Origin of the sequence: Corallococcus macrosporus DSM 14697 (assembly GCF_002305895.1) — a bacterium.
Taxonomy (GTDB): domain Bacteria; phylum Myxococcota; class Myxococcia; order Myxococcales; family Myxococcaceae; genus Myxococcus; species Myxococcus macrosporus.
Window position 1 is genome coordinate 1,857,181 of sequence record NZ_CP022203.1, and the last position, 14,919, is coordinate 1,872,099.

At 69.0% G+C, this 14,919-nt stretch carries 12 protein-coding genes; 5 read left to right on the forward strand and 7 right to left on the reverse strand.

The features are described 5' to 3' along the window. Positions 1-3: 3 nt before the first annotated feature. The 7 genes from MYMAC_RS07890 to istA all read right to left on the reverse strand — a co-directional run bounded on the left by MYMAC_RS07890 (position 4) and on the right by istA (position 8,200). The gene (locus MYMAC_RS07890) at positions 4-834 is read right to left on the reverse strand and encodes a hypothetical protein (protein WP_095957622.1); all 831 of its coding nucleotides are present in this window, start codon (positions 832-834) and stop codon (positions 4-6) included. Further along, positions 810-1,148, reverse strand: coding sequence for a hypothetical protein (locus MYMAC_RS07895; protein ID WP_095957623.1), 339 nt, complete (start codon positions 1,146-1,148; stop codon positions 810-812). The genes MYMAC_RS07890 and MYMAC_RS07895 overlap by 25 nt, the downstream gene beginning before the upstream one ends. Continuing rightward, on the reverse strand, positions 1,145-1,804 hold the full coding sequence (locus tag MYMAC_RS07900) for a 3'-5' exonuclease (protein WP_095957624.1): 660 nt from the start codon (positions 1,802-1,804) through the stop codon (positions 1,145-1,147). Before MYMAC_RS07900 ends, MYMAC_RS07895 begins: the two co-directional genes overlap by 4 nt. After that, positions 1,805-2,980: a RecB family exonuclease gene (locus MYMAC_RS07905; protein ID WP_095957625.1), complete on the reverse strand. Its 1,176-nt coding sequence runs from the start codon at positions 2,978-2,980 to the stop codon at positions 1,805-1,807. It abuts the gene before it with no gap. A 130-nt stretch (positions 2,981-3,110) separates the two neighbouring features. After that, entirely contained in the window at positions 3,111-3,722 is a 612-nt protein-coding gene (locus tag MYMAC_RS07910; RefSeq protein WP_095957626.1) for a hypothetical protein, read from the reverse strand. A gap of 2,052 nt (positions 3,723-5,774) precedes the next feature. Further along, positions 5,775-6,557 carry an IS21-like element helper ATPase IstB gene (gene istB, locus MYMAC_RS07920; protein ID WP_013935609.1) on the reverse strand — a complete coding sequence of 261 codons (783 nt, stop codon included), beginning with the start codon at positions 6,555-6,557 and terminating at the stop codon, positions 5,775-5,777. A gap of 53 nt (positions 6,558-6,610) precedes the next feature. Beyond that, entirely contained in the window at positions 6,611-8,200 is a 1,590-nt protein-coding gene (gene istA / locus MYMAC_RS07925) for an IS21 family transposase (RefSeq protein ID WP_239989409.1), read from the reverse strand. An 85-nt stretch (positions 8,201-8,285) separates the two neighbouring features. On the opposite strand from istA, the gene MYMAC_RS07930 reads away from it, so the two are divergent. The 5 genes from MYMAC_RS07930 (at position 8,286) to MYMAC_RS07950 (ending at position 14,885) form a co-directional block, all read left to right on the forward strand. Then, complete coding sequence (locus MYMAC_RS07930; protein WP_239989410.1) at positions 8,286-8,804, forward strand: hypothetical protein; 519 nt, start codon at positions 8,286-8,288, stop codon at positions 8,802-8,804. Positions 8,805-8,959: 155 nt separating this feature from the next. Further along, on the forward strand, positions 8,960-9,301 hold the full coding sequence (locus MYMAC_RS07935; RefSeq protein WP_095957628.1) for a hypothetical protein: 342 nt from the start codon (positions 8,960-8,962) through the stop codon (positions 9,299-9,301). Positions 9,302-9,306: 5 nt separating this feature from the next. Continuing rightward, positions 9,307-10,044: a hypothetical protein gene (locus MYMAC_RS07940; protein ID WP_095961515.1), complete on the forward strand. Its 738-nt coding sequence runs from the start codon at positions 9,307-9,309 to the stop codon at positions 10,042-10,044. Between the two features lie 87 nt (positions 10,045-10,131). Then, positions 10,132-11,649 carry a DEAD/DEAH box helicase gene (locus MYMAC_RS07945; protein WP_095957629.1) on the forward strand — a complete coding sequence of 506 codons (1,518 nt, stop codon included), beginning with the start codon at positions 10,132-10,134 and terminating at the stop codon, positions 11,647-11,649. A 26-nt stretch (positions 11,650-11,675) separates the two neighbouring features. Continuing rightward, positions 11,676-14,885, forward strand: a complete 3,210-nt coding sequence (locus tag MYMAC_RS07950; protein ID WP_095957630.1) for a hypothetical protein — start codon at positions 11,676-11,678, stop codon at positions 14,883-14,885. Positions 14,886-14,919 lie beyond the last annotated feature (34 nt).

Genomic DNA, 14,919 nt, shown 5'->3' on the forward strand with positions numbered 1-14,919 from the left:
CCCTCAGCAGCCGGTGGCGGGCTGGGCCACCGCATCGACAACCTGGGTGCGTAGGCGCTGCATGAGCCGCGTGCGCTGGCGCTTCAGGCGCTGGTACGTCCTCTCCGCCTCGGCGGCGTCACCTTCGACGAGGCGGCTGACGTAGGTGCGCAGCTTCTCGCGCCGGACGACGGTGGCCATGAGGACCTCGACGTCGCTGCGTGGCAGGGTGGCCTGGGCCAGATGCACCAGCACGGCGTCGCGCTTCACGAAGCTGCGGCGGACGCTGGGGCGCCTGGGGCTCTCCACCGGCGTGGCGTGACGCGTGTCGGGCAGCCACTCGGCGAGCTGCGCCTGGGTGTACGTCTCGTGCTGCTCCGCGCGCTCCTTCCGGAGGTGGCGGAACACCTCGCGCGCCGTCTGCTGGCGCAGGCGGGCCGCCGTCCAGTCACCCCAGCGCGCGAGCGGGAATCCGCGCGCAACGGCGAGGAAGGTGGCGATGACGAGCTGGTCGAGGTCCTCCCGCGACACCGCGTTGCTGAGGAGGCGGCGGCGCAGGCGGCGCAACATGGGGGCGTAGGCGGAGGCGAGGGCCGCCGTCCACGCGGGGCTGGAGGAGGCCTGCACTTCGGCCACCAGGGCCCGGGTGAGGGCTTCCCGCTCCGGATACGTCTCCGCGCGCGCGTCAGCCAGCGAGGCCAGCACCGATTCGAGCGAGGCATGACGCGCGAAGTCCGGCCGCCGCGTGCGGCCAGCCGCGAAGACGGCCTGGTGCCGAGAGGCGAGCGCCTCCACACGCAGCAAGCCCAGAAGGTGGCCGAAGAAGTCACTCACCGGGGACGGGCCTCCCACCACTCGCGCACCAACTCGAGGAAGTCATCCAACTGCATGGTGACGAGGGGCGGCTGCCCATCGTCCTTGCAGACGGCCAGCGGCCAGCGGCCCGGCGGGCACGTCTCCACCGCCTGACGCATGGCTTCGCGGACGTTGGTCCGCTGGTGGGCCTTCGCTTCGACCCAGAAGCACGGCACCTCGACGTCGGACATCTCCTGCCCGGTGCGGTACTGGAGGCCGCGGCGGATGAGGGCCTCGGGCATCGCTTCCCGGAAGCGGTGGACGAGGGCTCGCTCGAAATCTGCGCCCTTGCGGCGGGAGGACGCGCCACTCACGAGACACCTCCCGACTCCTCCAGCAGCCGCTCCATGTGGCCACCACGCGCCATGCGCACGGCGAGGCAGCGGGCCACCTCCAGCGCGCAGCGAGCGTCCGCCATGGCACGGTGAGGCGTCGGCCGGTGGAGGCCGAAGCGCTTGGCCAGGGCGTTGAGGGAGAGGGATTCCACTTCGCCCGTGGCGAGTAGCGGCCACGCGAGGCTGGCGGTGTCGAGGCGGTGGTAGTCGACGCTGGGCAGAGCCAGCCCGGTGCGACGGTAGCCCTCGGTGAGGAAGCCCCAGTCGAAGCTGGTGTTGTGGCCGGCCACGAGGGTGCCCGCCAGGAGCGGCGTCACGGTGGCCAAGACTTCCTGCAAGGGCAGGGCGTCCCGCCACTCCTCGTCGGAGTAGCCGCACACGGCCAGGGCTTCGGGGTGCGCGTCGGCCAGCCGGGTGGGCTTCACGCGGGCCTCGTACTCCGCCAGCACCTTGAGGCTGCGGGCGTCGACGCGGAGGATGGCCACCTCCAGCACTTCGTGCCGGGAGGCATCCAGGCCGGTCGTCTCCAAGTCAATGAAGGCGAGCGTCCGCAGGTGCGGCGGGATGCTGGGGAAGAGCACCGGCGGGAGGGGCGAAACAGGGGTGGTGTCGGAAGCAGGGTGAGCGGACAGCATCTATGCGACCTCCTTGGCCCAGAAGCGGGGCGAGTGGTGTTTGGCGGCGAGGGAGTCCAGCTCGGCCTTCAGCAGCGCGACGCGGGCGGTGCCCAGGCGCTTGCCCGCGTCCTTCAGCACCGCGTCGAGGGCCTTCTTCTCGACGCTGGCGAGGCGCTCCACCAACTCCTCACGGGGGAGGCCGGTGGCGCGGGCCAGCACCGCGACGGTGGGCTCCAGCGGGTAGTCGAGGCTGGTGGTGTTGAACATGCGGTAGCGCGTGCCGGCGAGGACGAGTTCGTCCTGCTCGGCGAGGTGGGCTCGGAGGACGCCCTCCAGCTCCGCCTTGCGCGCGCCGAGAATCTTCGCGAGGTGGGCGACTTCCTGGCGCTCGCGGGCGACGGACTCCAAGTCAGACGTGTCCTCGCAGACGACTTCACGTCGGCCCTCCAGCGCCTGGGCGTAGGCGGGGCAGTTGCGCCGGTGGTCGCAGTAGACGCAGTTGGGGTTGAGGCGGGCGGGGAAGGACTCCGCCGTCTCCATCTGCTGGCCCAGCGTCTCGACGTAAGCGAGGGCGGCTTCCAACTGCTCCTCGGTGCGCGTCGTCTCCTGTCGCACGCCGTGGCGCAGCATCCACATGGAGAGGCGCACCTTCTTCGCCCAGGGCCAGAGTCGTCGGGCGGCGAGGGCGTAGAGGCTGAGCTGGAGGCTGGAGTCCAGCTCCTCGCGGGTGAAGAGCTGGTAGTTGGACTTGTAGTCCATGACGTGGACTGTCTCGTCGTCCACCCAGTCGACCCGGTCAATGAAGCCCAGGACGGTGAAGGGGCCTACCGGCAACCGGAACTCCTTCTCGACGGCGAGGATGTCGCGGGCGTCTACGCGGCCCTGCTGGCGGACGAAGTCCTGGAGGATGCCGAGGCCCTGCTGGAAGAGGTCCAGGCCGGAGAGGCCCGAGGCGGCCCATGCTTCACGGTAGAGCTGGAGGGCGCGTTCCTCGGAGAGCGGGCCCGCGTACTCGGTGTCGATGACTTCCTGGAGGAGCCGCTCGAGGACGGCGTGCAGCGCCTTGCCGAAGCTCAGAGGGACGCCGGGCTCGGCGGTGTGCTTGTCGAGATAGTGGAGCCGGTAGGACAGTGGGCAGGCCTCGAAGCGGCTCAGCCGGCTGTATGACAAATGCTGGTTTCGCAGGGCGCTCATGACGTGGGCCTCCGGGCCGGTGCAGTGGCGTGTCGCGAGTCAGTCATCACGCTCTTTTCGAGAGACACATCAAGTCGAAGGGGTCGGGCAGTGCGACCACCTGCGTGTGTTTCACAGGCTCGGGGCACGCTCACGGCGACACCTCGTCCGCGGAGGCTTGCCGTTTCTCGAAGGACATGACGCGCGAGCCCGGGAAGGCAGACAGGACGCGCACCAGTGTGGCGGCGTGCTCCGGGGTGAGCTCCTTCCGGGCCTGGCCGGTGTAGGCGGGGACGAGCCACACCTCGCCGTAGGTCTCGGAGCGGAAGCACACCTCGGCGTTGAGGGCCCTGAAGCTGGCGATGTCCTCGTCGGTGAGGCCGCGCAGGGCGGAGAGCGGGGACTCCGCGTCCAGCTCCTTCACATCGGGAGACGGAGTGGGCGGCGCGGACTTGGAGGCGGGAGCCGGGGCGAGCTTCTTCGAGCCTGCCTCGGACAGGGGATGGCCGAAGAGATCCACCGCAGCCGTGGCGGACTTCGCCGGAGGAACGGGGGCATGCGGCGCGGCCACGTCACGATGAGGCCGGGCCTGCCGATTCACCTTCAGCCATTCGGTGCAGGTGCCCACGCTGGGCAGGGTGCAGCCACCGCCAGGCCAGTAGTGCAGGCAGTGCTTGCCCTCGCCGCGGACATACACTTCGCACGTCACGCCTGGCGGACGTTGTTGAGCGGGGGTGGGCTGGAGGTGATGTGTAAGGGCCATGCGCGGAGGTCGGCGGCGCGTGTTTGCCGATACACCCTAAAAGCACCCCCTCCCTCCGTTTCGGGACAAGAAATCTTTTTGCCCGATTTCTTTTTTGATTTTTCCGGTGCGAATGACGCGCGGCCATAAGGCAGAACAAAGGCCTCCGGCGCGATTTCGGGGACATGCCTTCACCGGGTGGCAGAAAGGTGGCAGCCGGTGGCAGGCACTTCTTGAAAGACTGCCACGAAATTCCCCAGTGAAATCAATCGAGTGGCAGTGGTGGCAATGGTGGCAGTGTTTTTTGGGGTAATGCACCCTAGGGAGAGTGAGCCTCCGATTCCCCTATTGAATAGTGCCATTCAAATATGCGCGCGCCCGCTACGTAGGGGTACTCGAAAAAAGACTGCCACCACTGCCACCAAGAGATAAGTTGTTGAATTGAAAGAAGAAAAAGGTGGCAGATGGTACTGCCACCCACCTGCCACCTCTGCCACCCTCAAGACGTTGAGTGAAAGTGGTGTGGCTGGTTGTGAAGAAGCATGCAGGGCGAAGGTGTGGCGTGGCTGGACGCGGTAGGGCCAATGCCTGTGAATGGCCGCAGGACGGCCGGAAACGGCCTCCACGCGCATGAAGCGGAGCGGGAACCGCCCCTCGCCGGAGTTGACCCCTTCCGCGTCATTTGGGCCCTTCCAGAGCCGTCGCTCGTCGATTTTCTGAGGCGCAGTCCGGCGGAAGAGGGGTGATGATACAGAGGGAGAAGGTGTTTCACTTCGCGCACGTCCGCGTGCATGGACGGCCCAGCTCCTTCTGCATGGACGGGACCCGAGCGGCGACGTGCGGGCATGAAAGTCGCAAGCCGCGCGCGGCCATGTCCTCAAGGTCACAGCGGTCGGCCTGGATGGCATTGCTGAAAAATTCGAGCGTCGCGAGAGCGCCACCGAATGCGTGAATGTCTGGCTATTGGGAGCTAGGGAGGGGGTTGATACATGAATAACAAGTATCGCCATGAAACGCGGAGGAGTGTCGGCGGCATGGAAGGCCTGGAGTCGCGTTTTTCGTCACGCCGTCACGCCGTGGTCACGCCCAGGTTGCACGGTGTCGCTCGTATTACTCGCGGGCATGTCTCAGCGCGGTGCCGTCCTTGGCCTGTAAGGAGAGGCTGCGTGGATTCCGGTTTCAGCAGGATGCGCGGTTTTATTGTGATTGCCCCGGCTCTGGCGCCGAGGCCCTCGTGCGCCATTCGGATTGCACGGGGCCTTCGCCGAGGGAGCCTCGTCCTGGCATCCCTAGGCACGCCGCTCTCCCGTTGCCGTGCCCCGAGTAGGAAGGGGGCTCGCCCGTCACCGTAGAGAGGCCTCTGGGGGCTCGGGCGCATGTAGCGCCCTCCTCTTCGTTCGACTGATGCGCCGCAGCCATGAGGCTCCCACGGAAGACGGGGTCGCCTCGGAGGCACTGGCGCCATTCCCTTAACGGGGCTCGGCCTTGTTTCCCCTCTCATCCGGCACCTCCCGCGCGCCGAGCGTGGAGCCGGGACGGCATTCATCTGTGAGTCGTAGCTGGGATGCTCTCCATCGGGAGCTGGGCGGGGCTCTCCAGACGGCCGAGGCGCGGCGCGCCTACCGCCTGGTGCGGAGCAACTGGGAGGCGCTCGCCGACTTCGAGGAGCCGGAGGCTCTTGTTTCATTTCTCACGGCGCGAGAAGGCGATTCTCACGTCAAAGATGGCTTGCTCGCGGGCCTCGTCACATTGGTGCAGATGGGGAGCGCGGCCAGCTTCTTCGTGGCGGTGTTGTGGCTGGGCCTGTGGCCAGGGTTGGACAGCGTGTATCGCCGATGTCTCAGGCGAACGGAGTGCCCGCCTGCGGAGGTGGTGTCCTCGGTGGCCGCGTCCTTCATGGCCCTCGTGGCACGCGTCAATTTGTCAGGCGTCCATCGCGTGGTGTCAAGGCTCGGCCAATCAGGTCGCTGTTCGGTTCGGCCAATCAGGTCCGGACGTGAAGCGCCCAGGAATCGCGACGGAGTGGGCCGCGCGGGTTCGGCCAAACCGGTCCGGCAGGGGCTCCGCCAGGTGTCAGCGTGCGGCGGTGTCAGCGTGGGCCGCGCGCGGTGCTCGGGTGCGCTTGGCGAGCGGTGGGTTGCGGTAGCTGTCACCCTCGATGGTGAGGACATGGGAGTGGTGCAGCAGTCGGTCCATGGCGGCGCTGGCCAGCAGTGCGTCACCAAACAGCGGAGGCCACTCCTCCAGGGCGCGATTGGAGGTGATGCAAGTGGCCGCACGCTCGTAGCGACGACGGATAATCTCGTACAGGTCGACACCCTCCTCACCCGTGAGGGGCCGCAGTCCGAGGTCGTCGATGATGAGCAGGGCTGGCGTGGTGAAGCGCAGGAGGCGCCGCTCGTAGCTGTTGTCGGCGCGTGAGGCGCGCAACTGCGTGAGCATGTCGTGGGCGCTCACGTAGAGGACGGCGTGGCCGGCGCGGCAAGCTCGCTGTCCCAGCGCCTGGGCGAGGTGACTCTTGCCGACGCCCGCCGGGCCCACCACGAGCACGTTCTCGTGCCGCTCGACAAAGGTGCAGGTGCCCAACTCCAGCACCTTGGCGCGCGGGACGGAGGTGTTGAAGGAGAAGTCGAAGTCCTCCAGGGTGCTGGGCCGCTCGAAGGCGGCACGGCGCAGGCGCACGTCCAACTGCTTGCCGTCGCGCCGCTCCACCTCGTCGGCCAGCAGTCGGTAGAGGAATTCCGTCAGCGACAAGTTGGCGTCGGCCGCCTCCCGGCAGCGCACCTCGAGGGACTGCAGCAGCCCGGACAGGCGCAGCTTCTTCAGCACGGGGACGAGCTCGTCATAGGTACTCATGCGGGGGGACACTCCTTGAGCGGGGTGGGACTGCGGGGACAGCGAGGGGGGCGCTAACGCAGCAGCGTGCGCACGTCGCGCGCGTAGCGGGGAGCCGGCGGCGCAGCAGTGGCGGCGGGCGTGGCGATGGCCAGGTGCCCGTCCTGGGGCAACGGCTGCAAGTCCAGGCCTCGGCGCAGGATGTCCTTGAGGCCCTGGTAGCGCAGGTTGCCGAAGTGCAGCGCCCGGCGGCACGCGGCATCGGCCCGCTCTCGCGGGAAGCCCTCCAGGTGCACCACCATGGCCTGCACGCAGCGCAGCTGGCTGAGGACGTCATCGGCGTCGAAGACGGCGCGCACGTACGCCTCGGTGTGAGGGCCCAGCCGGGCCGCCCGCGCCTCCCAGTGGCCGCGACTGCGGTGGCGCAGGGCCGCGCGCGCCTCGGGCAGGTGGGCCTCCACGGTGCTGCGGTGGCCCTCGCCGCGCAGCGGGTGGGTGGCCACGCGCTCGTCCTGGGCGTACACGCGCACGTCGTGGGCGGTGACGCACAGCCAGACGCGCTGGCCGATGAGGCGCCAGGGCACCGAGTACAGCCGTCGGCCGTACATGACGTGGGCGTCTCTGTGCACGCGGGCCTCGTGCCACACCTCGGGCGCCCACGCGGCCGCCGGCAGCGCACGCAGCGCCGCGGCCTCGGCCTGCTGGAAGAGGAGGCGCGGCTGGCGCCCCGTCGTGCCGTGCACGCGCACCGACGCCACGTCCCGCAGCCAGCGCTGCAGGGCGGCCTCGCACTCGCGCGCGTCCTCCCCGGCCCGCCCGGCGAAGAAGTTGCCCTTCACATAGCGCACGCCCGCCTCCACCTTGCCCTTCTTCTCGGGGGCGCGAGGTGGGGCCGGGTCGACGATGAAGCCGTAGTGACGCGCCAGCGCGCGGTAGCTGCGTTGCAGGGCCCTCTCCCCGTCCACCCCGAAGGCCGCGCGTACCACCGCCGCCTTGAGGTTGTCGGGCACCACGCAGCGGGGCACCCCGCCGAAGTACGCGAAGGCGGCCTCGTGGCAGCGCAGCCACGTCTCCACGCGCTGGTCGAACACCAGCGTGGCGAAGAGGTGGCGGCTGTAGCCGAGCACCATGACGAACACCCAGGCGCGCCGCAGCGTCCCCGTGTCCGCGTCGTACAGCCGGCCCACTTCACCGAAGTCCACCTGCGCCACCTCGCCCGGGGCCGTCTCCACGGGGATGGCGACGTCCTCTTCACTCACGCCCTGCGCCCGACGCACGCTGCCCACCAGGCGTTTGACGGCCGAGAGGCTGCCTACCGGCACCCCTGCCTCCATCTGCAGCCGGGTGAAGATGGCCTGCGGCTGCAGGCCTTTGGCCACCCACGATTCCACTTGGGCTCGGTGCGCCTCCAGGCTGGACGTCTGCTGAGGCGCTGGCGGGGCCGCGGGCCGCGCCACCAGCACCGCGGCCTTGAGCACCTCGAGTTCGGGCAGCACCTGCACATCGCCCCGCAGCAGCCCCGCCGCCTCCAGCACGCGGCGGTAGTTGCGCTCCACGTCCACGCCCATTCGCAGCACCTGGGCCACTTGCCGCGCGGGTGTGCCCAGGCGGTGCAACCGCACCAATTCCTGCAGCCGGTCCATCTCCACTCTCCGGTTACTCACGCCACTTCCCTTTCCTTGGGAAGCCAGCGTGGCCTGTCGGCACGAGGCCCGGGGGACCGGTTTGGCCGAACCGGTGCGGACCGGTTTGGCCGAACTCACCCCGACCGGGTTCGCCGAACTCCGGAGGACCTGTTACGCCGAGCTACGACACGTGGCGGGGACACTCGTGCGCGGGACGGAGCGCGACGTCCTCAAGGCGTGGCACAAGGAGCTGGTGGAGCAACGCCGCCGCGCGCGCCTTGGGGCGCTGACAGACGTGGACGGCGGGGCGCCCTCGGTGCCGTGGCTCACTCCCTTCGTCTCGCGAGCCCGCTCCTTCAACGCCGAGGTGGAGGAGCTACGCGCGTGGCTCGTCCCGCTGACGGGAGAGGACACCGAGTTGGTGGTGTCCCTCATCCTTCGCGAAGAGGACGCAGTCGAGGTGGCGGCGAGCCTTGGGATGTCGCCCGAAACGGCGCGCAAGCGCGTCCGGCGAGCCCTGGTTCGCCTGCGGAAAATGAAGAAAAAAATCCCCGGAAAAGATTTCTTGTCCCGAAACGGCGGGTGGGGGTGCTTTTTAGAGTTTGTGGATTCTGAAACAACCGGGAAGACATCGGGCGGCTGACGGGAAGCGCGAATCGCGTGTCCCCTTCGCGCGCCGCCTGACATTGGGGGAGTAACGGGGCCGCCTCGCGCCCCAATCCAAGCCTGCTTCGACACGCCCTGTCCGCCAGCGCGGACAGCGACGCCACTGTATTGCCTTCAACCTGGAAGGACTGAATGAAGACAGCCGCGCGAAACAATTTCGAGCACGATGAAACATTCGTGCGCTTCTTCGCTCGCATCGACGGACACCGCCTCCGGGTGGTGAGCCGGGGCGATTCGGCGCCGGAGACGGAGAGGCGCGGCGCGTGCCTCTGCTGCGAATGCGAAGGGGCCGTGGCCAACGACTACGTCCGCATGCCGGGCCTCTTCCGCCGCTGGGAGCTCGAGCACGTCGTCGACAGCGAGGCGGACTTCAACGTCGAGCCGGCGGGCTGCACCGCGGACGGCACCGAGTTGTTCTCGGTGTACCGGCGCGAGCGTCCCGTCTCCACCACGCACTGCCAGAAGGAGGAGTGAAGCACATGCCCAACATGTGGGAGATGACGGCCGCGATGGCCAAGCAACACGAGCAGCAGGGCGGCGCCTGGCTGAAGCTGGCGAACGACGGGGACACCGCCGTCGTCGTCTTCCTCGGGGAGCCGCACCCGCGCGAGGTGGTTTTCCTCGACAACAAGTTCGTCCCCTTCGACGAGAAGCTGAAGGCCCAGGGGCAGAAGCCCTCGCTGCGCGTGGCCCTCAACGTCGCCGTCTATGACACTCGCGAGGTGAAGGTGATGGAGCAGGCTGTCACCTTCTTCAACACGCTGATGGAGCTGCGCGCGAAGTATGGCCTGGAGAAGTGGGCCTTCGAGGTGAAGCGCAGGGGGGCGGCCAAGGACACGAAGACGACGTACTCCATCCTCCCGGACCGGCAGCTCACTCAAGAAGAGATGGCAGCCTTCCAGTCGTTGCAGCAGCATGACCTGCCGAAGCTGTATGCGGCCGAGGCGGCGGCTGCGGCGAGCGGCACCTCGCCAGCGGGCGCTTCCTCCAATGCCAAAGCAGGCGAGCCCGTCGACGTGAAGCTGGCCCAGGCGATGGCCACTGCGTTGAAGGGACTGCCGCGCGAGGCGGTGGACCGCTTCCTCCAGAAGTTCGGCGTGCAGCGCATCCGCGACTTGCCGGCGTCGAAGGGGGAGCTGGCACGCGCCTTCGTCGACTCCCTCGTGGCCGAGTACTCCGCGGAGAGCGTCGCGGACGTGGACCCCTTCGGGCCGTGAGCACGCCTCGCCGTAGCTGGTTGCCGTAGCCATGCGCGAAGGGGGCCTGCTGCGTGCCCCCGACGCGCCTCACTGAGGACGACAAGAATGGTGGAAGACTTCTCCGAAATGCACGGGGACGGGGGACGTGTTGTCTCTCGCACCCAGGACTCCAGCGTTGGGGCCGCGCCGTCTGCGCCTGTGCGCGACGCGAGCACGGCCACAGGCGTGCGGACGCTTCGCGTGCGGGTGGACGCTGGGCTGCGGCTCGCGGCGGGCGAGGTGCCGCCCAAGATGCTGGAGGGCCTCTGCCGGGCACTCTCCCTCCCCAACCCTGCCTTCTTGAAGCTGGTGCGGCTGCGCAAGCGCCCGGGAGCGGAGCCCCAGACGCTGTACTTCTTCCGCCAGCAGGAGCGGGAGCTGGTGCTGCCGCGCGGCGCCATTCACCTGCTGCGCCGGGGCGCGGATGAGGCCGGCCTGACGCTGTCCTTCGAGGACGCGCGTGTGCTGCCGCCCAAGCGCCTGGCGAAGCTGCCGGTAGTGCCGCTGCGCGACTACCAGGCCGCAGCAGTGGAGCGCCTGGCGAAGGCCACCCAGGGGACGGCGGTGCTCCCATGCGGGGCCGGGAAGAGCGTCCTTGCCGTCGGCGCAATCTCTCGGCTCCGTACGCCGACGCTCATCCTCGTCCACACCCTGGACCTGGCGGAGCAGTGGCGGGAGCACATCCGCGAGCGCCTGGGGCTGGAGGCGGGCCTCGTGGGGGCCGGGGAGGAGGAGGTGCGGCCCGTCACCGTGGCCGTCGTCCAGTCCCTCGCGCGGTGGGACGAGGCGAAGCTCGACGCCTTCCTTCATGGCTTCGGCTTGCTCGTCCTCGACGAGGCCCACCACATCGCCGCCAGCGCCTTCCACCGCCTCGTCGACCGCTGCCCGGCGCGCTACCGGCTGGGCCTGACGGCGACGCCCGAGCGGGAGGACGGGCTGACGCCGCTCTTGCGCCTGTACCTGGGCGCGCCCCTTGCCGTCGTGAAGCACGAGGACCTCGTCGCGCGGGGCGTGCTGGTGGTGCCCGAGGTGCGCGCCGTGGAGACGGCCTTCGACTACGCCTACTTCGGCGCCTCGGACTACGCGCCCATGCTCGAGGCGCTGGCGGAGGACAAGGCGCGCAATGACCTCGTCCTCGGCGCCGTGGCGCGCGAAGCGTGGGCAGGCCACCTGTGCCTCGTCCTCACCGGAAGGGTGGACCACTGCGAGCTGCTGGCGCATCGGCTCTCGGCTGCCGGCCTGTCGGCCGCCGCGTTGACGAGCGAGGTGCCGCGCGAAGCGCGCAAGGCCCTCCTGGACCAGGCCCGCGCCGGGCGCGTCCGTGTGCTGGTGGCCACCAGCCTGGCGGATGAGGGGCTCGACTTGCCGCGCCTCTCGCGCGTCTTCCTGGCGTACCCCGGCCGCGCGCGTGGACGCACCGTCCAGCGCCTCGGACGCCTCATGCGTCCCCACCCGGAGAAGAAGAGCGCCGTCCTCATCGACTTCGTCGACGGGAAGGTACCGCTGCTCCGGCGCCACCATGCGGAGCGCCGCCAGCAGTACGCCACGGTGCTGGGGGTGTCCGCCGCCGCCAGCGCACATTGAGCCTCTGCAGGGAGTGAGCACCTTCGATGACGACACCTTCTGACACCACTCCAAGCACTCCCAACCCCGACGCCATCCGCGCCACGTGGCGGTGGCTGGCGCATGCACAGCACGGAGTCAGCGAAGTCCGCGTCATCCGCCCGGGCGGCGGGGGACTTCTCGGCCTGGGCTTCTTCGACGACGAGGAGTCCTTCGTCGCGGCCTGCGTGGCGGCCAATGCCGGCGGCAACGTGTACGTGGGCATCCAGCCCAGGCCCCGGCGCCTGCTCGAGCTGGCCCCCAACGCCCTCCGCCCGTTGAGGACCGGGGCGGGCAGCAAGGACATCGAGGTGGTGACGGCCACGGTGGTGGACCTGGACCCCGTGCGCCCCAAGGACACGGCCAGCACCGAGGACGAGCTCTCGCTGACGCTCCAGGTGGCGGAAGCCGCCGCGGCCTGGTGTGAAGCGCAGGGCCTCGTCCGTCCGCGGCTGATGATGAGCGGCAACGGGGCGCAGCTCTGGTTCGCCCTGCCGCCGCAATCCCTGGAGGGCGACAGCCACGAGCGCGTGCAGGCGGGACTGAAGGCCTTCGAGGCCGAGTTCCGTGCCCGCTTCGCCTCCGAGCGCGTGCGCGTGGACTCCATCCACGACGTGGCCCGCATCATCAAGGTGGTGGGCACTGTCGCCCAGAAGGGGGCGGGGACGGCGGAGCGGCCTCACCGAGCAGCTCGGGCGCTCGCGGGCTTCGAGCGCGTCGAGGATCCGCAGCTCCTGGAGCGCCTGCTGAATGCGCCGATGCAACCGCCGGTGGAGAACCTGGCGCGTCCGGCCCAGGTGGCGCTGCCATTGGCACCCTCCGCCTCGGCACCGCTGGGGACGGTGAAGGCTCGCCGGACGGAGACGGGGGAGTACGACTGGGCGCACCCGGTGGAGATGTGCGGCCCGGTGCAGAGCTTGTGGCAGGAGGGCGCCGAGGACCGGAGCGTCGCCATCTTCAACATGGTGCGCTTCTTCACGCACAAGGGACTGGGCCTCGACGAAATCACCGAGCTTGTCCTCGAGTACGACAGGCGCGGCCTGGGGAAGCTGAAGGGCCGGGACGGCGCCGGCTACATCCGCAAGGCCTACGAGAAGGTGGTAGCCACGGCCCGCGAGGACGGGGCCGTGGCGCCGCCCTGCCACTCCCTCCAGGGCCTGGGCTTCTGCCGCGTCAACCGCGAGCCGGACGTGCGCTGCGAGTTGTACGACGTCGTCTTCGACATCGACGCGGCTGTGGAGCGCCTGGCCACGGTGCCGGCCCAGGACGTGGAGTACCGCCTCAAGCCGATTCTGGAGGCCATCGCCCACCGTCCGCCGTCCGCGCAGGAGAAGTACCTGGGCCTGCTGGAGGTGCGCACGGGCTTGCCCGCGCAGAAGCTGCGGCTGTCCATGGCCCGCGCCGTGCGCACTTCAGCAGCGCGAGAGAGTGCGGAGGGCGCTGAGGGCACGGACTCCAAGGGAGGGAAGGGAAGCAGCGGCGACGACACCATCGACGGCGAGGTGTTCGAGGACGCGTACTGCTACTACACGGTGACGCAGCGGGGAGAGGCGAAGGCCATCTCCTCCTTCACCTTCACGCCCAAGGCCGTCGTCGAAGCCGAAGAGGGGGAGGTGTTCCTTGGAGACATCCGCACGGACAAGGGCACCAGCATGGAAGGAGCCCGGCTGCCGAGGCGGGCCTTCAATTCGCGCAAGGAGCTGCTGCACCACCTGCCCTCCGTCCACACGCAGTGGACGGGCAGCGACAACAACGTGCAGGGCCTGCTGCGCGCGGTGGCGCGGCGTGCGGTGCCGCGGCTGCCGGGCACCAGCGTCCTGGGGGACTTCAAGCAGGGGGCGCACCACGTGTGGGTGGCGCCCGGATGTACCATTGGGAAGGAGGGCATTCTCTCCCCGTCGCCCGTGGCGTACCTGCCCAATGGGGCATCCCTCGAATCACGCGTCCGCTACGAGGCCACGGACGACGACAGCTTCCACGATGTGGCGCGTACGGTTTTCGAGTACCTGCCGCGCATCAACACGCCGCAGGTGGTGCTGCCCATGTTGGGGTGGTTCTTCGCCACGCCGATGAAGCCGCGCTTCTTGGAGAAGGTGGGCTCCTTCCCCATTCTCTTCTCGTACGGGACACAGGGCAGCGGCAAGTCCAGCACCTGCACGGAAGTCTTCTGGCCGCTGGCCGGGGTGCCGGCCTCGGACGCCTACAGCGTGACGGAGACGGAGTTTGCGTTGGTGAAGTTGCTGTCCTCGACGCGCTCCGTGCCGGTGGTGTTGGACGAGTACAAGCCCCACGACATGCCGCCGCCGCGCCTCCACCTGGTGCACCGCTACATGCGGCGCCTCTACCGCGGAGAGACGGAGGAGCGGGGCCGGCCGGACTTGACGGTGTCGACCTACCGGCTGCAGGCGCCGCTGTGCGTCTGCGGAGAGACGCGGCCCACGGAAGCGGCACTCGTGGAGCGCATTCTTCCCGTCAGCCCGGAGAAGGCGACGGTGCAGCAGCCGGCCTACCGGGCGGCCTTCCGCGAGGTGACGTCTGTGCGCCTCGCCCTCTTCGCCCCTCGCTACATTCAATTCTGCCTGAGGCGTGACTTCGACAAGGACTACCGCCTGGCCCGCCGCGTCGCGGACTCCTTCGTGAAGGGGCGACAGGCGCCTCCGCGCGTCACCGACAACGTGACGGCCATGCTGTTGGGCATCCACCTCTTCGAGGAGTTCGCCCGAGAGTGTGGCTACCCGTTGCCCGCCGACTTGGGCGCCCGTGAGGCCGTCGACGCCGTGCTGAAGGACGTCCTCGAGGAGGAGGAGGGCGTGCGAAACGCCCTCGACGTCTTTGTCCAGAAGCTGTCCACCATGGCGATTCAGGGCGAGCTGAAGCACCGCGTTCATTACGCCTTCGTCGAGGGACGGCTGTGCGTCCACCTGGAGTCCGCCTACGACGCCTACCGGATGTACTGCAAGCGCACCGACTACCGGGGAGAGATGGTGGATACGAAGGCGCTGCGACGCCTCATTCACGAAAACCACCGCGCGGGAGGGTACGTCGTTGCCCCCAGCGAGCGCGTCTGCTTCGCCGGCAAGTCCCTGCGCAGGTGTGCCCTGGTGATTGATGTCGCGAAGGTGCCCTTCATCTCCGCGGACGACTTCTCACACGTCGAAGAGGCAAGCCGTGGGTGGCGTGGCCATGGCTATGGCTTCGCGGCGGAAGGGGCCTCCTGAGTGAGTGCTCACCTCCTGAATTGCTTCCACCTGC